Raw genomic sequence first — 19,374 nt, forward strand, 5'->3', positions numbered from 1 at the left:
TTGGTTATTTAATTATTTAGTTGATTCCTGCGTGTCCCCGCTCTTTGGTCCTAATCCGATAGGCTTCTTGGATTTCCGAGACAAATACTTTTCCATCTCCTACATTCCCGGTATAAGCCGTTTCTAAAATGGTATGGATGGTTCGCTCTAAAAATTCGTCCGATACCACAATGGATAAATACCTGCGTTGTATATCCGTAGTGCTATAGGAGATCCCTCGGTACACATGTCCCTGTTTTTCGTTTCCTACTCCGGTCACATCCCAGTAACTGAAAAAATTGACCTCGATCTGATGCAATGCTTTTTTTACGTCATCAAACCTCGATTTCCGAATAATTGCTTCGATTTTCTTCATAATTATCTTGATTTTGTTTTTTAAAAGTAGAATAAAATGAAATACCCCCTACATTAAATGGGGTGTGGTTGAGTATTTTTGCGATAAAATGAAAATGACCCCCACTTATAATAGGGGTGTGATAAAATAAGTAGGGTTATTTTGTGTAGGTGTATTAGTTTTTGATAGGGATTGCAGTGATTGAAGAGGGAATGTTTTTAGAATGAGTTGTTTTCTTGAGGAATGTGGAAGGTTTTGTGGTATTCGTTGAGAAGTATCCATTCTATAAATGGCCAGCAAGTGCATAAGAACAACTAAATATCAACTGCTATTATGATGTTGAGGTGCTTTAAAAGGAAGTGTATAGGTAGCTGGTCTTTCTCCTTTTCTCACGGCAAACTCAGGGTGGGTAGGACGAAAACTGCCAATAACAATGCTATGCCAGTCCGAACGAAACAGGCAGGGAAGCGGCTGAGTAATAAAATTTCACTTCGTATGTAAACTGGATACTGCCTAGAAAGGGAGGTTAACTATACCTTATTAATAGCTTTTAGACAACCAAAAACCAAGGGTTACTGCCCCAATTCCCAATACAATACTGGTAAGGGTGTAAATGATGAAGTGAAGTATGTCGCCATTTTTCAGGAAGGTTTGCTGTTCCAGGGCGAAGGTAGAAAAAGTAGTGAAGCCTCCGCAAAATCCAGTGGTGAGTAGGAGTGCCTGATTTGGACTCAATAAATTATTCCTTGCAGAAAGGCCAAGGGCGAATCCTATGATTAAACATCCTAAAACATTAACAAGGAAAGTGCCTAGATAAAAGTGGGGGATGGAGTTATTTAACGCTTTGCTGATGAGATACCGTAAGATGCTGCCAGTGCCACCTCCCAAGAACACAAGTAATAGTTGTTTCATCCGGAATGTTGTTTTAATTGACAGTCAAAGTAACTAAAAAAAGACGGACCCGATAGGTCGATAGATGCAAAAAAAACGTTCAATTAGCTCTAAAGAAGTATTTTCATCGGCATACTTTTCCAAGTAGTAGAGAATATAAAAGAAGATGGAAAGAGTGGGGTTACAATGCTTATACTGCCTTCTTGTAGCTTACATCCATAGTTAGCGGAGTAATTATCGGGGTAGATTTAGCAATGCTTTTTGTGGATTTTTCGTTCTTCTTGGGGGCATGGTTATAGCTTACCAAAAACAATAGCACGTTAATCACGACCAGAAAGGAAAATATACCGAAGAAAAAGACCATTGAACTGAGATTTAGCTATATAACGCAAAATTAAATGATTTATTGTAATAGTAGCTGTAAAATATTGAAATAGAGTAGGATACTTTGCTTTTATGGGAGTGGCAAGGGAAGTGTTAATTTTTTATGTAATGCTTAATAATGAAAAGAATCAACACAAATACTAAGAATAAAAGTCCCACCCACTTAGCTCCTTTGTAGTACTTTTGATGCAGGGCTTTGTCTTTTTTATAGGTGTAAACGATTATAATGACGAATGAAATAAAAAAAAGGGCGGCAAAAATTAATTGTCCTGTACTGAACATATGCATATTTTTATGCAAAGCTAATCTAAAAAACGCTAATTAATGCAAGCTAAACTAAATGCGGTAAAATTGTTTCATAAAAAATTTGGACTGGGTGTTTCCCATACGCTTATGGCAGATTTGGGACCGGAAAAAAATCAACTTCGCTTCCAGCTTATGGAGGAGGAGAATAAGGAATATTTGGAAGCTGCCAATAAGGGAGATATGGTAGAGGTGGCAGATGCCTTGGGAGATATGCTATATATTTTATGTGGAACCATATTGGAGCATGGCATGCAGCATAAGATTGATGAAGTGTTTAACGAAATTCAGAGAAGTAATATGAGTAAACTAGGGGAGGATGGTAAACCAATTTATAGGGAAGATAGGAAAGTGTTGAAAGGTCCTCAATTTAGGGAGCCCAATATAGCACAAGTTTTAGAGGGAAAGATATTCTAGATAGGGGTTCCAAGACGTTTAAGTCAAAAAAATAAAGCCACCCATTGGATGTGTCCTGGGTGGCTCTTTTCTTTTATAGGGGTCCGTAGCCTCCATTGTTATGGAAAACAGGGAGGTGGAGAGCTGTTAAAGTTGAACAGGGTATCTCCAGCCAAATTTATCTTCCGCCTTGTTGTATTGGATATCCGTTATTCTCTTCTTAAGAATAGTAGCGTAGCTGTTCTCCAAGCTAGGTAAATCGTAGTCTTGGTCTTGGTATCCAAAGGTAGATATGGGGGAAATCACCGCGGCAGTACCGGCTCCAAACATTTCTTTTAAGCTTCCATTCTTGGATGCCTCTATAACCTCCTTCACCGTAATTGGCCTAACCGCTACCTCAATATTTTCATCTTTGGCAATTTCAATAAGGCTTTTTCTTGTGATTCCGTCTAAGATTCGATCGCTAGTCGGACTCGTAATCAAGGTGTCGTTAATTCTGATGAAAATGTTCATGGCACCCGCCTCCTCTATATACTCGTGAGTATTATCGTCCGTCCAAATTACTTGGTTATAACCTTTATCTACTGCTAGTTGGGTTGGGTAAAATTGACCGGCATAGTTACCACCTGCCTTGGCAAAACCAACCCCGCCATTGGCGGATCTAGAATACTTTTCCTCGATTAATACTTTTACCTTACCAGCAAAATAAGAACCAGCGGGGGCGCAAGCGATAATGAACTTGTATTCATCTGCTGGGGATGCATGGAATCCTTTGCCCGATGCAAAAACAAAGGGTCTAATATATAAGGAGCTGCCCTCTGCGGTAGGAATCCATTGGTGATCTACTTTTAAAAGGGCTTTCAATCCCTCCATAAAGTACGCTTCTGGAATTTCTGGAATGGCAAGACGCTTGGATGAAATATTGATTCGTTTTTGATTTTCCAAAGGTCGGAACAACCATACCTTCCCATCGGAATCCTTGTAGGCCTTCATACCCTCAAAAACAGATTGCCCATAATGAAAGATTTTGGCCGAGGGATCCAAGCTAATCGGTCCGTAAGGAACAATTTTTGGGGTTTCCCATGATCCATTTTTGAAATCGCATACCATCATATGATCGGTTAGCACCTTCCCGAATTCCAAATTATTAAAATCTACATTTTCAATCTTGGAAGTTTTTACTTTCTCTACGGTTATTGTATCTGAAATAGTTTGCATAGCAATTTTATTTAAAGGAATAAAATTAAACAATAAACAGCTTTGTTGCTTCGTTTATCAACTAAAAATAACCAATTTTGTAATGAGGTTTTAAAAACTGACGATAATGAAATATTTTAACATTTTAATCATAGTTTTTTCGGTCTTTTTTGGATGTAAACAGCAGGAGAAAACCGCTGAGGAGCAAACAGCAAGCATAGAAACAGAAAATTTTGAGGCCTTTGGGGCGCTCATGGATGGGAATGATGCCTATGATGCAAATGAAATGTTGACCAAATATCAGGAAATGGCGGTGACAGACACTACGGCTACCAGATTTACAGCCAAGGTAACCGAGGTGTGCAAGTCCAAAGGCTGTTGGATGAAATTGCAACTGGGGCAAGAAAAGGAGGTGATGGTAAAATTTAAGGATTATGGCTTTTTTATGCCCAAAGACATTGTTGGTAAAGAAGTGGTAGTGAACGGTTTGGCATTTGTAGAGGAGATGGGTGTGGAAGACCAACGACATTTTGCCGAGGATGGTGGTAAGACGGAAGAGGAGATTGCGGCTATTGTAGATCCCAAAAAAACCTTTTCCTTTGAGGCAGATGGAGTATTGTTAAAAAAATAGGGTGAAAAGAAAAATCATAACAACAGCAGATGGTTCTAAAACCATTCAAATAGAGGACTGGAATGAGCAGTATCACTCTACACATGGGGCCATACAAGAGGCCTATCATGTTTTTATAAAGAATGGGCTCGCGCTCTTTAAAGACCGGGAGCTGGCAATATTGGAAATTGGTCTAGGTACCGGACTAAATGCCTTTATTACCTTTCTGGAAGCGAAAAAGTACGGTCTCAAAATAGATTATACAGGGGTAGAGGCCTATCCCGTTAAGGAGGAAGAGTTGGCGCAGTTGGATTATAGTGCCGCCTTGAACGCTGAGGAGTACAACCCTCAATTTTTAAAAATACATCAAATTCCTTGGGGCACTCCAGATAAGATTGGGGATAACTTCGCCCTTTTAAAACATCAGGCAGATTTTAAGGATATCACCGATTCTGAAAAATTTGATTTAATCTATTTTGATGCCTTTGGGGCTAGGGTGCAACCAGAACTGTGGACAGAAGAGATTTTTCAAATAATGTTCAAGGCCTTAAAACCTAATGGGGTGTTGGTTACCTATGCCGCGAAGGGCGCGGTAAGGCGGGCCATGCTTTCAGTGGGATTTGCCGTGGAAAGACTCCCTGGTCCTCCAGGAAAAAGGGAGATGCTGCGCGCTAAAAAAGAAGGGTAGTATTGGTTCTGTTTATTGGAAACCTTTAGGAATTAAGGGGTTGGATTGTTAAACCTACACTAAATAGACCCCCGTCGTGCCCAAAAACCTATACCTTTATCCCAAAGTTTAGAAATAGGCTATGAGAATTTTAATTACAGGTGCTACTGGTTTGGTGGGTACAGCAATTACTGAGTTGTGTAAGGAACAGGGTATTGCGGTGAATTACCTGACTACCAGCAGGGAAAAAATTGTTTCTAAAGAGGGCTATAAAGGTTTTTATTGGAATCCGGCCGAAAATGAAATAGACAGTAATTGCTTTGAGGGGGTAAGTGCCATAGTGAATCTTGCAGGAGCAAGTATCGCACAACGGTGGACAAAAAGCAATAAGAAAAAAATACTCTCAAGTAGGCTAGATGCCCTAAAAACCTTGGCAGAGGCACTCCAAAAACTCAAAGATCACGATATAGATAGTATTGTATCGGCATCTGCTATGGGGATCTATCCAGACTCCCCGTCTAACTACTACAGAGAAGATGATACAGCGGTAGATGATAGTTTTTTGGGTGAGGTGGTAAGCTTATGGGAGCAGGAGGTTGATAAGTTTGAAAAATTTAATATCAGGGTCGCCAAAGTAAGGATCGGATTGGTATTGTCTGGTAAAGGGGGTGCCTTACCTAAAATGGCAAAGCCTATACAGTATTATTTGGGGGCACCGATCGGTTCTGGAAAACAGTGGCAATCTTGGATTCATATAAAGGACCTGGCAGGCATATTCCTTCATATATTGGAATTAGGGCTTACCGGTGTTTATAATGGGGTGGGGCCCAATCCTGTGAGCAATGCCAAACTTACTAGAGAGATTGCCAAAGCACTGGAAAAACCGTTGTTCTTACCCAATATACCCAAAGTAGCCCTGCAGTTGGCTTTGGGGGAAATGTCTTATTTGCTTTTTGCGAGTCAGCGGGTAAGTAGTAAAAAAATAGAAAATACCGGATTTAATTTTACCTACACCAATATCTGCACCGCTTTGGGGGAGATTTATAAAAAGGAACGAAATTGTGGTTCTGGTTCTACCTATCGGGAAGAATATGTTTCATAGCTCCAATAAAATTAGACGATAGGTTTGCATCCGCATTGTGCGGATGTTTTTTTTGAAAACTTATATGACAATATGACATTTTAAAAGATTTGGCAGTACTTTTGCCAATTGAAATCGGAAGTATCTAAATGTATTTTAAATGAGCAAGGAAAATAAAACAGAAGAGATGGAGGATGAGATCCTAAAAAATGAGGGTCAGAAGGATATAGATCAAGAAACCGCTACCCAGGAAACTGCCTCGGAAGAGGAGTTAAAGGAAGAGGAGTTAAAGGAAGAGATTAGTTTGGAAGAAAAGCTACAGGAGGACCTAGACAAGGAAAAAGATAAGTTTCTACGTTTGTTTGCGGAGTTCGAAAACTATAAAAGACGTACCTCCAAAGAAAGAATGGAATTGTTTAAAACGGCCGGACAAGAGGTGATTTTGTCATTATTGCCGGTTTTGGACGATTTTGACAGAGCCATGGCGGAAATTTCCAAATCTGGGGATGAAGCGATGTTTAAAGGTGTAGAACTCATCAATAACAAATTGGTGGAAACACTTAAGAGCAAAGGGCTTTTGAATGTTGAGGTGAAGGAAGGGGATGCTTTTGATGCTGAAATACATGATGCTGTAACACAAATACCCGCCCCAGAGAAAAAATTAAAGGGAAAAATTATAGACGTGGTCCAAAAGGGTTACCAATTGGGCGATAAAATCATTCGTCATCCAAAAGTGGTCGTAGGAAACTAAAAATAGAGTATGAAGGAGGATTATTATGACATTTTAGGCATTGGAAAAAATGCCAGCGCAGCTGAAATAAAAAAAGCATATCGTAAAAAAGCCATTAAGTATCACCCAGATAAGAATCCGGGGGATTCCAAGGCGGAGGATATGTTTAAAAAAGCGGCCGAAGCTTATGAGGTACTCAGTGACCCTAATAAGAAGGCACGTTACGACCAATATGGTCATGCAGCCTTTGAAGGCGGCGGCGGATTCGGTGGCGGCGGAATGAACATGGACGACATTTTCAGTCAGTTCGGTGATATTTTCGGAGGTGCTTTTGGCGGCGGTGGCTTTAGCGGTTTTTCCGGTTTCGGAGGCGGTGGCCAAAGAAGAGTTAAGGGGAGCAACTTAAGAATACGAGTTAAACTTACCTTAGAGGAAATTGCCAATGGCGTAGAAAAAACAGTAAAAGTAAAACGTAAAGTCCAAGCCGAAGGGGTAACCTATAAAACCTGTGATACCTGTGGAGGTAGAGGGCAGGTAACCAAAATTACCAATACTATTTTGGGAAGGATGCAAACGGCAGCCACCTGCAGCGCTTGTGGTGGTAGCGGACAAATCATCGATAAGCGACCTAGTGATGCGGATGCCCACGGATTAAAAATTTCCGAGGAAACCGTAAGTATCAATATTCCTGCGGGAGTTGAGGACGGTATGCAGCTAAAAGTTCCCAATAAAGGAAACGAGGCCCCAGGGGATGGTATCCCAGGTGATCTTTTGGTAGCTATTGAAACAGAAGAGCACGAAACCCTAAAAAGGGAAGGGGATAACCTACACTACGACCTGTATATTAGTTATTCGGACGCGGTATTAGGTACCTCTAAGGAAATAGATACCGTAGGCGGTAAGGTTAGGATAAAATTGGAGGCTGGTATCCAGTCAGGTAAAATCCTAAGATTGCGTGGTAAAGGTATTTCTAGCCTTAATGGTTATGGAAGTGGGGATCTTTTGGTACACGTAAATGTGTGGACCCCCCAAGAACTTAATAAGGAGCAAAGGGAGTTTTTTGAGCGTATGCAAGAACACGAGAATTTTGTGCCTAACCCTGCAAGATCGGATAAATCCTTTTTTGAAAAAGTAAAGGATATGTTTTCTTAAAGGGGATTTAAAATAAAAATGTATATTTGAGAAGATGTTGGGTAACCAATATCTTCTTTTTCATAGCAATTTTTTTCCCATCCTTGATTCGTTAAGGGTGGGTTTTGTTTTTTTTGGCCACTGCTAATCTTACCCCGCCCTGTATTAATTGTTCCAAAAAATACCAGGGAAAAGAGATTTTATAATTTTCCTACCACCCTCTTCTGTGGCAATTATATATCTTTGAGGAAATTGTGAAAATGAACAATATTTTGATCGCTGATAAGGTTACCAAAAGGTATGGTGATCATTTGGCACTCAACAACCTATCATTGGAAATTCCTAGGAATAGCATCTATGGCTTATTGGGACCCAATGGGGCAGGAAAGACTACCCTTATCCGAATAATCAATCAAATTACCTATCCAGATCAAGGCACCATACTATTTGATGGCCAACCCTTGGAGGCAAAACACATTGCCATGATTGGCTATTTGCCAGAAGAAAGAGGTCTTTATAAAAGTATGAAGGTGGGAGAACAGGCCCTCTATCTGGCTCAATTGAAAGGAATGTCCAAAACAGAGGCTAAGGCTAAATTAGACTATTGGTTTAAGCGGTTGGATATTGGGGATTGGTGGAACAAAAAAATACAAGAGCTCTCCAAAGGGATGGCCCAAAAGATCCAATTTATAGTTACCGTACTTCACCAACCCAAACTCCTTATTTTTGATGAGCCCTTCAGTGGATTCGATCCTATTAATGCCAACCTTATCAAAGATGAGATTCTACGCCTAAAAGAAAATGGTACTTCTATTATATTCTCAACCCACCGGATGGAGTCTGTAGAGGAACTGTGCGAGTATATCGCGTTAATCCATAAATCGGAAAAATTGTTGGATGGAAAGCTAAGCGATATAAAGAATGCCTATAAAAACAATGTTTTTCAGGTAGGCTTGGGGGTGCCGCATGCCAATGGGGTCTTAGAAGAGCTTCAAGAGAAGTTTCGGATACTGTCCTTTGAATATGTGGATAACGGGCAGCAATTAAATTTTACCGTACAACTGCCTTCGGGGGATACAGGAGCCTTTTTAACCCATGTTTCTGGGAAGGCGAATGTGAATAATTTTACGGAAACCATTCCTTCGGCAAATGATATATTTATAAGAACAGTCCAAAATCAACAGGTGTCATGAGTAAGTTAGCACTCATTATAAAACGAGAATATTTGGCCAAGGTGCGGAATAAATCCTTTGTGGTAATGACCTTCTTGAGTCCTATTCTTATGGTAGCCATGGTAGCCCTGATCGTGTATCTTGCCAAGGTGAATGACAATGAAACACGGGTTATCGGGATATTGAACGAAAGTGGGTATTTCTCCAACGACTTTCAAGGTACAGACCATACCTCCTATGTTTCTTTTAGAAATGTGGAACTGGAGGCCGCAAAGGATTCTATTGTTAAAATGGGTTTGTACGGACTATTATACCTCCCAGATCATCCAGACGTAGAACAGGTAGCAGAGCAAGCCGTGTTTTTCACCAAAGATGCTCCGGGATCTTCCGTAGTATCTAGTCTGGAGTCGGTTTTTGAAAATAGACTGCGCATGGAAAGGCTACAGGAACTGGGGGTTTCGGCCTCAGATTTTAAGCGATTGGAGCTGCAATTCGAAATTAATACCGCCACCTTTTCCGGAGAACGAAACCTAAAAGGAATCAATGAGATTAAAGCTTTTATCGGGGGAGGATTTGGATACCTAATCATGATGTTTATCATCATATACGGTGGGTTTGTAATGCGAAGCGTCATCGAAGAGAAGACGAGTAGAATAGTAGAGGTTATTATATCTTCTGTTAAGCCATTTCAATTGATGTTGGGTAAAATTATAGGAACTTCCTTGGCGGGTATCACCCAGTTTATAATTTGGATTATTTCTGCCAGCTTGTTGTTGGGAATTCTTACCTTGATTTTTGGGATTGATCTTGCGGCGCTGAACGCAGGAACAGAAAATACCCCCGGACTCATAGGTGGAGCAGCATCTATGGCCAATTCGGATACTACGATGCAATTGTACGCCAATGAGCTTCTTAGGATTCCATGGGTTTTGCTGATCACCTTTTTCATGATTTATTTTATCCTGGGGTATTTAATCTATAGCTCCATATATGCTGCAATAGGGGCAGCGGTAGACAATGAGACCGATACACAGCAGTTTATATTTCCTATAATTATGCCCTTGATGCTGGCAATCTATGTGGGGTTCTTTTCCGTATTTAATAATCCGCATGGTCCTATCGCAGTAGGGTTTTCCTTATTTCCACTTACGTCCCCCATTGTGATGCTTATGCGTCTTCCTGGTGGCATTGGAGAAGGCGGAGTTCCCCTTTGGGAGTTATTGGTGTCCATTGCCTTGCTTATTGTTACCTTTATTGGCATTGTGTGGGTGGCCGCAAAAATTTATAGGGTAGGTATTCTTATGTACGGGAAAAAGCCTTCCTATAAGGAATTGTTTAAATGGCTGAAATACTAAAATGGATTGACACCAGATTTCTTCCAGTTTTTTACACTACTACAAAAATGAATAAAAGATCGATAAGGATAGTTGCTATCCTTGCAATGGGCATAATTAGCCAAATGGCAATGGCACAGACTCCAGATATATTTAGGTTGGAGTATATGTTGATGCCCAGAAATAATGCGGACGCCAAGCTATCTAGAATAAAACTCGTAGCTAACCTACCCATAAAGGTAGGAGAGGAAGATAATATTATTGTGGGAGCGGAATACAATAGGATTACGTTCGATTTAATGAGGGGTGAGCCCTATAACGACCAAATTCTGAATAATTTTCATGTGATGGACATAAATATGGCCTATATCTATCAGTTTCGATCAGATTGGCGTTTTGTGGGGGTCCTTACTCCTCGTATCGCCTCTACCCTTGTACAGCCGTTGGAAAAGGGAGATGTTTCTATAAACGCAACTGTGGGGGCTATTATGGATAGGCCCTTGGCCGACAAACCAACACGCTTGGTATTGGGAATAGCGTACAATTCTACCGTTGCCCTAAGGATACCACTACCTGTTATATATTTTGAAAAGCGGTTTCATCCCAATTGGACCTATGTGGTAGGGGCGCCAAAAAGTGGAATGAAATATCACTTAGGTGAAAACCATATGTTGCAGACAGAATTTATTTTAGATGGTTATTATGTAAACCTCCAGAGTTCGGTGATCAGTTCAGATTCTGGGCTAGGCTCCTCTATTTCCAGTTCTGCAGCCTTGGTAACCTTGGGGTACCAATATACCTTGGCAAAAAATATGTTCCTTTATGGCTATTTTGGACATACCCTATTTCAGGATGGTGTGCTAAGGGATAAAGAAAGAAATGATATTTTTACTTTGAATGACGAGCCAAGTTTTTATTTTAGGACTGGTTTTAGAATAGGAATTTAAATTACAACGATGGCAAAAATTTTGGTTATTGAAGATGAACCCGCTATTAGAAGGGTTTTGGTGAAAATTCTATCGGAGGAAAATGATAAGTATACGGTAGAAGAGGCTGAAAACGGGCAACAAGGGCTAGAGGCCATTAAAAAGGGCGAGTTCGACCTTGTGCTCTGCGACATAAAAATGCCAAAAATAGATGGGGTGGAAGTATTGGAAACTGCAAAAAAGTTGAAGCCCGAAATTCCGTTTATTATGATTTCGGGTCACGGCGATTTAGATACCGCAGTGAATACGATGCGCTTGGGCGCTTTTGATTATATTTCCAAACCACCAGATTTAAACCGCCTCCTGACTACGGTGCGCAATGCCTTGGACCGTAAGGAACTTGTAGTGGAGAATAAGATTCTTAAGAAAAAAGTAAGTAAGAACTATGAAATGATCGGGGAGAGCAAGGAGATAGAAAAGGTGAAAGAGATCCTAGAGAAAGTTGCTCCCACAGACGCCAGGGTACTTATTACCGGAGCCAACGGTACCGGAAAAGAACTGGTGGCCCATTGGATCCATGAAAAAAGTGAACGCAGTTCCTTTCCCATGATAGAGGTTAACTGTGCTGCAATTCCGTCAGAGTTAATTGAGAGTGAGCTATTCGGTCATGTTAAAGGCGCTTTTACCTCTGCTGTGAAAGATAGGGCCGGAAAATTTGAAGCCGCCCAAAAAGGAACTATTTTCCTAGATGAAATTGGGGATATGAGCCTATCTGCACAGGCAAAAGTGCTGAGGGCACTGCAGGAAAATAAAATTTCTAGAGTAGGATCGGATAAGGATATAAAAGTAGACGTAAGGGTAGTGGCCGCAACCAACAAAGATTTGAAAAAAGAAATTGCCGAAAAGAGATTCAGGGAAGACCTTTACCATCGGTTGGCGGTAATACTTATAGAAGTGCCATCCTTAAATGAAAGACGGGAAGACATCCCCTTACTGATATCCCATTTCGCAAAAAAAATTGCAGAGGAACAGGGAACAGCGGAAAAAACATTTTCTAAAAAAGCTATTTCGCTATTGCAAAGCTACGATTGGACTGGAAACATCCGTGAATTGCGAAATGTAGTGGAAAGACTTATTATTCTAGGTGGGAAAGAAGTCACCGAGGAAAATGTAAAGATGTTTGCCAGTAAATAGCAAGGACCCATGGCAGTAGGTGAATGAAAAAGAATGTCTTTATACCGCTATTGTAGGGGGTGTAAGCGACACTTTAACTTAGCGGGCTAGACTGCGGAAATCAATCATCAGGCTGATTCTTTGAGCTCTGTGCCAGCTTGGCACAATCCCCAAGGTCTTTCAGGGCTTGGGTGACTATTTCCCTGGTTTTTAGATGGTAATATCGTTTTCCTTCACTGAGACTGGGTAGCGCAAGTTCTTTGTCGGAAAGGTTTTGGACCGACTTAGCATAATTGTAGGCCATCTCGCAATCTACAGATTGGACCACTTCATTTAAAGATGCCTTAAAGCGCTTCAAGGATTGGTCTATCTTTTTCTGCAATTCCGTATTGTTCAATTTCTTTAATACCTTGTTATTCGCTATGGATTCGGACGTATTTAAAGTTAAGAGGTCACTGTTGAATTGCGAGTTATGGGTGTCGTGCTGCTCCAATGATTCTGTTCCGTCTTCTATATTAGTCAGTGCCTTATTTAACAGGATTCTAGAACTGGCAAGAGTGCTTGCCTTAGTAGCATTCTTAAGATTGTCTAAGCCTTCAATAATTAATTGGGTCCCTTGTTCACAACCGCATTCAGCTAAACTGGGTTTGGATTTTTCTAGGGCATTCAGGGCCCTATAGGTGAAGAATTTGGTCATTTTATGGTCTTCGGCAGATATAGCCTTTTTGGTCTGTGTAAGGATGTAGCCCATGTTAGACCCGGCATAGTCACATGGTTTGCTGGTGGTGAAGGAAGCAAAAACCAGGACGACTAATCCACAAAGTAGGTGAAAAAGAGTTTTCATACCGTAGGTTTATTATTGGTTATATCTGGGGAAACAACGCCATAAATATAGTCTTACCCCAATATAATGCCTTATTTATTCGATAAGGGGTGTTTTATGGTGTATGTTTCGTAAAATAATTAGTATTTGGGTGGGTGTTGTTCATGCTTTATTGGGATTTTGTAGATAAGTTACCATTATGTAAAGGTTAATGGGAGGATATAGATGCTGATTGGAAAGTTAGCTGCTTCCAAAAAATGGTTATTGGGTAATTCACCTGGTTGTAAGATTTAATAGAACCACCATTTAAGGTGGGTAATCGTTTTGTTAACAAGGAATAAAGAGTACATCACTATAATTTCTTATATTTTACCCTTGTAACTACTCCTTTTTTTCTGGACCTAACTATAGTTTATGAATTGAGTATGACAGAAAACCCGTTGCATATACGAATGGAACTAGGCGAAGTGGTTGTACAGTCGTAAAACTAATTACCATCAACATATGAAAAATATAACATCTGCCAATTATAAGGTAACCGAGAAGATAGACCTGGAATCCATTGCAACCTATAATGATTTTGGAACTTCCAATAAAAAACTTCGAAAGTCATTAAAGGAGATTAGAATAATGCTAGGGGCATTTCAGGATACCCTATATGCCCATTCTAAATACAGTGTACTCATTTGTATCCAAGGCATGGATACCGCAGGGAAGGATAGTTTAATCCGGGAAGTGTTTAAAGATTTCAACGCACGCGGGGTAGTAGTACATAGTTTTAAAGTACCTACCGCACTAGAGTTAAAACACGATTACCTTTGGCGTCATTATATAGCTTTGCCAGCCAAGGGAAAATTCGGCGTATTTAATCGTACTCATTACGAGAATGTATTGGTAACACGGGTGCATCCAGAATACATCCTAAATGAAAATATTCCGGGAATTGATAAGGTGTCGGACCTAGATCAAGAGTTTTGGGATACACGCTTTGAACAAATCAATAGCTTTGAACGACATCTTGCCCAAAATGGAACCATTATCTTTAAATTCTTTCTTCATTTATCCAAGGAAGAGCAACGGCAGCGACTATTAAGACGCTTGGCACTAAAAAGAAAAAACTGGAAATTCTCCCCTGGAGATTTAAAGGAGCGTCTTTTATGGGGTAAGTATCAAGTTTGTTATGAGGAAGCAATCAATAAAACCTCTAAACCGCATGCTCCTTGGTTTATAATCCCTGCAGATAATAAGAAGGCGGCAAGGGTAATTGTAGCGTCTATATTATTGGAAGAATTAACAAAATATAAAGAAATTAAAGAGCCTGAACTTGACGATAAAATTAAGGCCAATTTAGAAATCTATAAAAAACAATTGGAAAGCGAATGAAATATTTTTGGTTAGCAGTACTGTTAATTAGTATGCCTATCCAGGCGCGGCAACAACAAGACAAGGAACAGCTTAGGGACATTTACCACCAGGCACTGTCTAATGGCCAGGGATATACTTGGCTCAACTATCTATCCAACCAAATTGGAGCGCGACTCCCAGGCTCTCTACAAGCGGAAAAAGCAGTGAACTATACCAAATCTGTCTTAGATTCCATGGGGTTAGATAAAGTTTGGCTGCAGCCGGTCACGGTGCAGAAATGGGTGAGGGGTTTACCAGAATTCGCCTATTTAGAGAGTAGTTCCGGATTTACCAACAATGTGCCCGTTAGAGCCTTGGTAGGATCTGTTGCTACTCCATTGGGCGGAATAAAGGCCAAGGTGGTGGAGGTACATGGTATAGAAGGCTTAAAAACCATGGGGAAAGACAAAATACAAGGAAAGATTGTTTTTTTCAACAAACCCATGGATCCTACCATTATAGATACTTTTGAAGCCTATAAGGAAGCCGTGGATCAATACTATTCCGGTGCAGTGGAAGCAGGCAAGTATGGGGCCGTTGGGGTTATTGTAAGGTCGTTAAATCTGCGATTGGACGACTACCCACATACGGCTGCCATGAGTTATGGAGATACTCCTATGGAGAAAAGGATTCCGGCTGCGGCCATCAGTACCAATGGTGCAGAGCTACTGAGTGCCTCTTTAAAATTGAACCCCGAAATTCAATTCTCTTTTAGGCAAAACTGTAAAATATTGCTCGATGTGAAATCCTATAATGTAATTGGTGAAATTAAGGGAAATACATATCCTGATGAGATTGTAATGGTAGGCGGACAATTGGACTCCTGGGATCTAGGGGATGGTTCCCATTTCAATGGTGCAGGAGTAGTGCAGAGTATGGAGGTGTTACGTTTATTAAAAGCTACAGGGTACCGACCAAAGCGGACCGTTCGGGTGGTTTTATTTATGAATGGACAAGATGGACTTGGCGGAACCACTGCCTATGCCAAAAATGCTGTGCAGAAAAAGGAAAACCACATTTTGGCCTTGGAAAATACTGCAGGCGGATTTTCGCCTAGGGGATTTTCCTTAGCGGCCAATCAGGCTAATTTTAACCAAGTGCTTGGTTGGAAGCAGCTATTTCTGCCGTATATGATTCATCTTTTTGAGGAAGGGAGTAATAAACTGGATATAAATCTGTTAAATAATGGAGATATGGTGTTCGCCAGCTTAAAACCCGATACCCACCGCATTTTTGATCACCACAATTCGGACAATGATACTTTTGAGCATATCAATAAACGGGAACTGGAACTTGGAGCCGCTGCCATGGCGAGTCTAGTTTATTTATTTGATTCCTATGGGCTGGAAAGTCCTAACAATTAACACATTTATTTCTAGTATCAGCTTTTTACTTAATTTTATCGATCTTTAAAAACAACTCAATGAAAAACAAATTTGTAATTGCATTACTGGGACTTGCGGTGATGAACTCCTGTAAGGAGAACGCTCCCAAAAATGACCCCGAGCCAAGAGGTATTATCTTGGCAAATATGGACACTACAGTGAGTCCTAGAACAAACTTCTACGATTATGTAAATGGGACTTGGATGAAGGAAACCCAAATTCCTGATGACCGATCTAGTTGGGGTGGCTTTAGCGTACTTAGGAAGTCGACCGATGAAAATGTATTAGGGATTATCGCCAGAGCTAAGGAAAGCAATAAATATGGAGCCGATACAGATCAAGCAAAAGCCTTATTCTTATTCGATTCCAAAATGGATACCACCTCGCGTAATCAATTGGGAATAAGCCCTCTTCAGCCTACCTTAAATGCTATAGATAAGGCTGCGAACATGTTAGAACTACAAACCTTACTGGTTAAAGATCCTGCAGCCAGCGCACCTTTTATTAGCTTGTACGCATCAGCAGATCTAAACAACAGCACCATGAACGCTGCATATTTTTCTCCAAGCAGATTGGGGCTGCCAGATCGTGATTACTATTTGGATCAAGATGCTAAATCCAAGGAAATTCGCGAAGAGTATGTGAATTATATGGTAAAAATGCTTCAGTTTTTGGGGGATGACGAAACATCGGCCCAAAATTCCGCAAGGAAAATATTGGCCATGGAAACTGCCCTGGCGAAGCCACGCCTAGATAAGGTGGAAAGCAGGGATGCTAGAAACTTTAACAATCCCAAAACAATAGCAGAGACCCAAGCTTTGATTCCCGCTTTGGATATTAAGAAATTTATAGCGGATTTGGGGATAAACAAGCCAGTAGACACCCTTCTTGTGACCCAGCCAAAATACACAAAGGAACTTAACCAGTTTTTACAAAGCAACTCCCTGGAGGATATCAAGACCTTGGTGCGTTGGAGCACGTTCAATAATGCGGCTTCTATGCTGAGTACAGACATAGAGGATACTAGTTGGGGGTTTTATAGTAATTATCTAAGAGGGGATAAAGAGCAGCGTCCTGCTGATGAGCGGGCATTGGCCATGGTAAATGGATCTATTGGTGAAGCCTTGGGACAATTATATGTAGATGAAATGTTTCCCCCAGAAGCCAAGGAAAAAGCGGAAGCGATGATTGCCAATGTTATTTCGGCTTTTCAAGTGCGAATCAATAAGTTAGATTGGATGGGCGAGGAAACCAAGCAGAAAGCCATCGAGAAATTGGATAAATTTACGGTTAAGATTGGTTATCCAGACAAGTGGGAAGATTACTCTAACATGAAGGTCACAGAAAACAACGGCTATTTTGACAATGTAATGGCAGTGCAAACATGGAGAAAGGAAAAGAACATGTCGGAAATTGGAGAGCCAGTAGACAAGACTAAATGGGGGATGTCTCCACAGACTGTGAACGCCTACTTTCACCCCTTAAACAACGAAATAGTTTTTCCTGCTGCCATACTACAGCCCCCATTCTATGATTATTTGGCAGATGAGGCTGTGAATTATGGAGGAATTGGAGCGGTAATTGGCCATGAAATTTCGCATGCCTTTGACGATAGCGGTTCTAGATTTGATGCCAATGGAAATTTGGTGAACTGGTGGACAGAGGAGGATCTGGCCAGATTTACCGAGCGCAGTGCTGCCCTTGCAGATCAGTATGATAAAATTGAAGTGTTAGACAGTGTATTTATAAATGGAAAATTCACCCTAGGAGAAAATATTGGTGACCTTGGCGGGGTGTTGGCTGCCTATGACGGACTTCAACAATATTTTGAGAATAATGGGAGACCAGAAAATATTGACGGATTTACCCCAGAACAACGTTTCTTTATGTCTTGGGCAACTATCTGGAGAACCCTTTCCAGAGATGAGGCCCTACGGACACAAGTGAGAACTGATCCACATTCCCCAGGTAGGTATAGGGCAACCCAACCCTTGCAAAATATAGATGCTTTTTACGAAGCTTTCAATATTCAGCCTGGTGATCCCATGTATTTGGATCCAGAGGAGCGGGTGCGAATTTGGTAATAAACCATAAGATTAGAATGATAAAGGGAGCTTTTTAAGCTCCCTTTTTTGTTGCTTCAAATACGGTCGCTTTTGAAAAAAAGCAATTGTTTTATACTCCAAAACAAAATACTACCTTTGTTCCTCACAAAAAACAGCGATATGCAAGACGGAATATATGCAAGATTCAATACCTCTAAGGGAGAGATATTGGTAAAACTTACCCACGATAAAACCCCAGGCACCGTAGGGAACTTCGTGGCTTTGGCAGAAGGTAACTTGGAAAACAGTGTTAAACCGCAAGGGAAACCCTACTATGACGGATTAAAGTTTCATAGGGTAATTCCAGATTTTATGATCCAAGGAGGATGTCCTCTAGGTACTGGAACTGGCGACGGTGGATATAAGTTTGACGATGAGTTTCATCCAGAGCTTACCCATAATGGCCCAGGAGTACTTTCCATGGCAAATGCCGGACCAGGAACAAATGGAACACAATTTTTTATTACGCATGTTGCAACCCCTTGGTTAGACAATAAGCATACTGTTTTTGGACACGTTGTAGAAGGACAAGAGGTAGTTGATACTATTGCACAAGGTGATAAGATAGAAAAGCTAAGCATAGAGCGAGTAGGGGCCGATGCGGAAAATTGGAACGCCGTAGAGGCTTTTAGAACTTTTGAAGGCTCTAGGGAAAAAAGATTGGCCGAGGAAAAAAAGCGAATGGCCGCTGAAATGGATAAGGTAGCTGCCGGTTTTGAGGAAACTGACAGTGGACTTAGATATAAGATTATTCAAAATGGCGATGGAGCAAAACCAGAGAGTGGTGAGAACGTTTCAGTGCATTATGAAGGTGCTTTGTTAAACGGTCAGGTCTTTGATTCTTCCTATAAGAGAAAAGAACCTATTACCTTTCAATTGGGCGTAGGACAGGTTATCCCAGGCTGGGATGAAGGTATCCAACTATTAAAGGTAGGTGATAAGGCAAGGTTTGTAATCCCTTCCAACTTGGCTTACGGAAGTGCCGGAGCCGGTGGGGTAATTCCTCCTAACGCTACCCTTATTTTTGATGTAGAGCTGATGGGAATCAGTTAAACAATAACAGGCTGGAGGTCCTTAATGGTACGCCAGCTTTCTATTGGGCTAAAAAGCCAATCTGTTTTTCCCTTTCCGAAGGGGTTGAACGTCAAAAAAAAAAGCTGAGTAGCAATTAAATATACAACAAAAGGTCCTGACAGTTGGTTAGGGCCTTTTTTCCTGTCTTCGTCACTTTTTTGCAACACCCAACATAAAGTACAGATAATCAGTGTTTTGTATTGAATTTTGCTTAATTTTGGGTGTTGCAACATCCCAACTATGTTTATTCGTGA

General features: G+C 40.8%; 19 protein-coding genes. 14 read left to right on the forward strand and 5 right to left on the reverse strand.

The features are described 5' to 3' along the window. Positions 1 to 16: 16 nt before the first annotated feature. Together BV214_RS15450 and crcB are read right to left on the reverse strand one after the other, a co-directional pair. Positions 17 to 355, reverse strand: a complete 339-nt coding sequence (locus BV214_RS15450) for a P-II family nitrogen regulator (RefSeq protein ID WP_086478407.1) — start codon at positions 353 to 355, stop codon at positions 17 to 19. A gap of 519 nt (positions 356 to 874) precedes the next feature. Beyond that, entirely contained in the window at positions 875 to 1,246 is a 372-nt protein-coding gene (gene crcB / locus BV214_RS15455; RefSeq protein WP_086478408.1) for a fluoride efflux transporter CrcB, read from the reverse strand. Positions 1,247 to 1,933: 687 nt separating this feature from the next. On the opposite strand from crcB, the gene BV214_RS15465 reads away from it, so the two are divergent. Next, positions 1,934 to 2,329 (forward strand): pyrophosphohydrolase domain-containing protein, encoded by a 396-nt coding sequence (locus tag BV214_RS15465; RefSeq protein ID WP_086478409.1) that lies wholly within the window; start codon positions 1,934 to 1,936, stop codon positions 2,327 to 2,329. A 126-nt stretch (positions 2,330 to 2,455) separates the two neighbouring features. Here the strand turns inward: BV214_RS15465 and BV214_RS15470 are convergent, their stop codons facing one another. Then, the gene (locus tag BV214_RS15470) at positions 2,456 to 3,526 is read right to left on the reverse strand and encodes a branched-chain amino acid aminotransferase (protein WP_176328536.1); all 1,071 of its coding nucleotides are present in this window, start codon (positions 3,524 to 3,526) and stop codon (positions 2,456 to 2,458) included. A 106-nt stretch (positions 3,527 to 3,632) separates the two neighbouring features. On the opposite strand from BV214_RS15470, the gene BV214_RS15475 reads away from it, so the two are divergent. The 9 genes from BV214_RS15475 to BV214_RS15515 all read left to right on the forward strand — a co-directional run bounded on the left by BV214_RS15475 (position 3,633) and on the right by BV214_RS15515 (position 12,350). Continuing rightward, positions 3,633 to 4,136: a DUF4920 domain-containing protein gene (locus BV214_RS15475; protein WP_086478410.1), complete on the forward strand. Its 504-nt coding sequence runs from the start codon at positions 3,633 to 3,635 to the stop codon at positions 4,134 to 4,136. Position 4,137: 1 nt separating this feature from the next. Further along, positions 4,138 to 4,803 (forward strand): tRNA (5-methylaminomethyl-2-thiouridine)(34)-methyltransferase MnmD, encoded by a 666-nt coding sequence (mnmD, locus tag BV214_RS15480; protein ID WP_086478411.1) that lies wholly within the window; start codon positions 4,138 to 4,140, stop codon positions 4,801 to 4,803. Positions 4,804 to 4,924: 121 nt separating this feature from the next. Continuing rightward, on the forward strand, positions 4,925 to 5,884 hold the full coding sequence (locus BV214_RS15485; RefSeq protein ID WP_086478412.1) for a TIGR01777 family oxidoreductase: 960 nt from the start codon (positions 4,925 to 4,927) through the stop codon (positions 5,882 to 5,884). Positions 5,885 to 6,023: 139 nt separating this feature from the next. Then, positions 6,024 to 6,614 carry a nucleotide exchange factor GrpE gene (locus BV214_RS15490; RefSeq protein ID WP_086478413.1) on the forward strand — a complete coding sequence of 197 codons (591 nt, stop codon included), beginning with the start codon at positions 6,024 to 6,026 and terminating at the stop codon, positions 6,612 to 6,614. Between the two features lie 9 nt (positions 6,615 to 6,623). Next, the gene (dnaJ, locus tag BV214_RS15495) at positions 6,624 to 7,745 is read left to right on the forward strand and encodes a molecular chaperone DnaJ (protein WP_086478414.1); all 1,122 of its coding nucleotides are present in this window, start codon (positions 6,624 to 6,626) and stop codon (positions 7,743 to 7,745) included. A gap of 239 nt (positions 7,746 to 7,984) precedes the next feature. After that, entirely contained in the window at positions 7,985 to 8,917 is a 933-nt protein-coding gene (locus BV214_RS15500) for an ABC transporter ATP-binding protein (protein ID WP_086478415.1), read from the forward strand. Further along, a complete protein-coding gene (locus BV214_RS15505; protein ID WP_086478416.1) occupies positions 8,914 to 10,251 on the forward strand; it encodes an ABC transporter permease in 1,338 nt (445 codons plus the stop codon). The genes BV214_RS15500 and BV214_RS15505 overlap by 4 nt, the downstream gene beginning before the upstream one ends. Positions 10,252 to 10,298: 47 nt before the next feature. After that, positions 10,299 to 11,177: a DUF6268 family outer membrane beta-barrel protein gene (locus BV214_RS15510; RefSeq protein WP_140157777.1), complete on the forward strand. Its 879-nt coding sequence runs from the start codon at positions 10,299 to 10,301 to the stop codon at positions 11,175 to 11,177. Positions 11,178 to 11,186: 9 nt separating this feature from the next. Then, the gene (locus BV214_RS15515; protein ID WP_086478418.1) at positions 11,187 to 12,350 is read left to right on the forward strand and encodes a sigma-54-dependent transcriptional regulator; all 1,164 of its coding nucleotides are present in this window, start codon (positions 11,187 to 11,189) and stop codon (positions 12,348 to 12,350) included. A 100-nt stretch (positions 12,351 to 12,450) separates the two neighbouring features. Here the strand turns inward: BV214_RS15515 and BV214_RS15520 are convergent, their stop codons facing one another. Further along, positions 12,451 to 13,173, reverse strand: a complete 723-nt coding sequence (locus BV214_RS15520) for a hypothetical protein (protein ID WP_086478419.1) — start codon at positions 13,171 to 13,173, stop codon at positions 12,451 to 12,453. Positions 13,174 to 13,656: 483 nt separating this feature from the next. On the opposite strand from BV214_RS15520, the gene BV214_RS15525 reads away from it, so the two are divergent. The 4 genes from BV214_RS15525 to BV214_RS15540 all read left to right on the forward strand — a co-directional run bounded on the left by BV214_RS15525 (position 13,657) and on the right by BV214_RS15540 (position 19,099). Next, a complete protein-coding gene (locus tag BV214_RS15525) occupies positions 13,657 to 14,535 on the forward strand; it encodes a PPK2 family polyphosphate kinase (protein ID WP_086478420.1) in 879 nt (292 codons plus the stop codon). Continuing rightward, the gene (locus BV214_RS15530; protein ID WP_086478421.1) at positions 14,532 to 15,920 is read left to right on the forward strand and encodes a M28 family peptidase; all 1,389 of its coding nucleotides are present in this window, start codon (positions 14,532 to 14,534) and stop codon (positions 15,918 to 15,920) included. The genes BV214_RS15525 and BV214_RS15530 overlap by 4 nt, the downstream gene beginning before the upstream one ends. 59 nt (positions 15,921 to 15,979) lie before the next feature. Then, positions 15,980 to 18,025 carry a M13 family metallopeptidase gene (locus BV214_RS15535; RefSeq protein WP_086478422.1) on the forward strand — a complete coding sequence of 682 codons (2,046 nt, stop codon included), beginning with the start codon at positions 15,980 to 15,982 and terminating at the stop codon, positions 18,023 to 18,025. A 141-nt stretch (positions 18,026 to 18,166) separates the two neighbouring features. Then, complete coding sequence (locus BV214_RS15540) at positions 18,167 to 19,099, forward strand: peptidylprolyl isomerase (protein WP_086478423.1); 933 nt, start codon at positions 18,167 to 18,169, stop codon at positions 19,097 to 19,099. On the opposite strand, the gene BV214_RS16935 is transcribed toward BV214_RS15540, so the two are convergent. Next, positions 19,096 to 19,374: hypothetical protein (locus BV214_RS16935; RefSeq protein ID WP_217868800.1), on the reverse strand; the 279-nt coding region annotated here is incomplete at its 5' end. The genes BV214_RS15540 and BV214_RS16935 overlap by 4 nt on opposite strands.

Origin of the sequence: Arenibacter amylolyticus, assembly GCF_002150785.1 — a bacterium.
Classification (GTDB): Bacteria; Bacteroidota; Bacteroidia; order Flavobacteriales; family Flavobacteriaceae; genus Arenibacter; species Arenibacter amylolyticus.

Bases quoted from the DNA above. Each gene is read 5' to 3' on its own strand.
- BV214_RS15515 (WP_086478418.1), top strand. From the start codon at position 11,187: ATGGCAAAAATTTTGGTTATTGAAGATGAACCCGCTATTAGAAGGGTT.
- BV214_RS15505 (WP_086478416.1), top strand. From the start codon at position 8,914: ATGAGTAAGTTAGCACTCATTATAAAACGAGAATATTTGGCCAAGGTG.
- crcB (WP_086478408.1), bottom strand. From the start codon at position 1,246: ATGAAACAACTATTACTTGTGTTCTTGGGAGGTGGCACTGGCAGCATC.
- BV214_RS15465 (WP_086478409.1), top strand. From the start codon at position 1,934: ATGCAAGCTAAACTAAATGCGGTAAAATTGTTTCATAAAAAATTTGGA.
- BV214_RS15475 (WP_086478410.1), top strand. From the start codon at position 3,633: ATGAAATATTTTAACATTTTAATCATAGTTTTTTCGGTCTTTTTTGGA.
- dnaJ (WP_086478414.1), top strand. From the start codon at position 6,624: ATGAAGGAGGATTATTATGACATTTTAGGCATTGGAAAAAATGCCAGC.
- BV214_RS15540 (WP_086478423.1), top strand. From the start codon at position 18,167: ATGCAAGACGGAATATATGCAAGATTCAATACCTCTAAGGGAGAGATA.
- BV214_RS15530 (WP_086478421.1), top strand. From the start codon at position 14,532: ATGAAATATTTTTGGTTAGCAGTACTGTTAATTAGTATGCCTATCCAG.
- BV214_RS15490 (WP_086478413.1), top strand. From the start codon at position 6,024: ATGAGCAAGGAAAATAAAACAGAAGAGATGGAGGATGAGATCCTAAAA.
- BV214_RS15510 (WP_140157777.1), top strand. From the start codon at position 10,299: ATGAATAAAAGATCGATAAGGATAGTTGCTATCCTTGCAATGGGCATA.
- BV214_RS15520 (WP_086478419.1), bottom strand. From the start codon at position 13,173: ATGAAAACTCTTTTTCACCTACTTTGTGGATTAGTCGTCCTGGTTTTT.
- BV214_RS15470 (WP_176328536.1), bottom strand. From the start codon at position 3,526: ATGCAAACTATTTCAGATACAATAACCGTAGAGAAAGTAAAAACTTCC.
- BV214_RS15450 (WP_086478407.1), bottom strand. From the start codon at position 355: ATGAAGAAAATCGAAGCAATTATTCGGAAATCGAGGTTTGATGACGTA.
- BV214_RS15500 (WP_086478415.1), top strand. From the start codon at position 7,985: ATGAACAATATTTTGATCGCTGATAAGGTTACCAAAAGGTATGGTGAT.
- BV214_RS15525 (WP_086478420.1), top strand. From the start codon at position 13,657: ATGAAAAATATAACATCTGCCAATTATAAGGTAACCGAGAAGATAGAC.
- BV214_RS15485 (WP_086478412.1), top strand. From the start codon at position 4,925: ATGAGAATTTTAATTACAGGTGCTACTGGTTTGGTGGGTACAGCAATT.
- BV214_RS15535 (WP_086478422.1), top strand. From the start codon at position 15,980: ATGAAAAACAAATTTGTAATTGCATTACTGGGACTTGCGGTGATGAAC.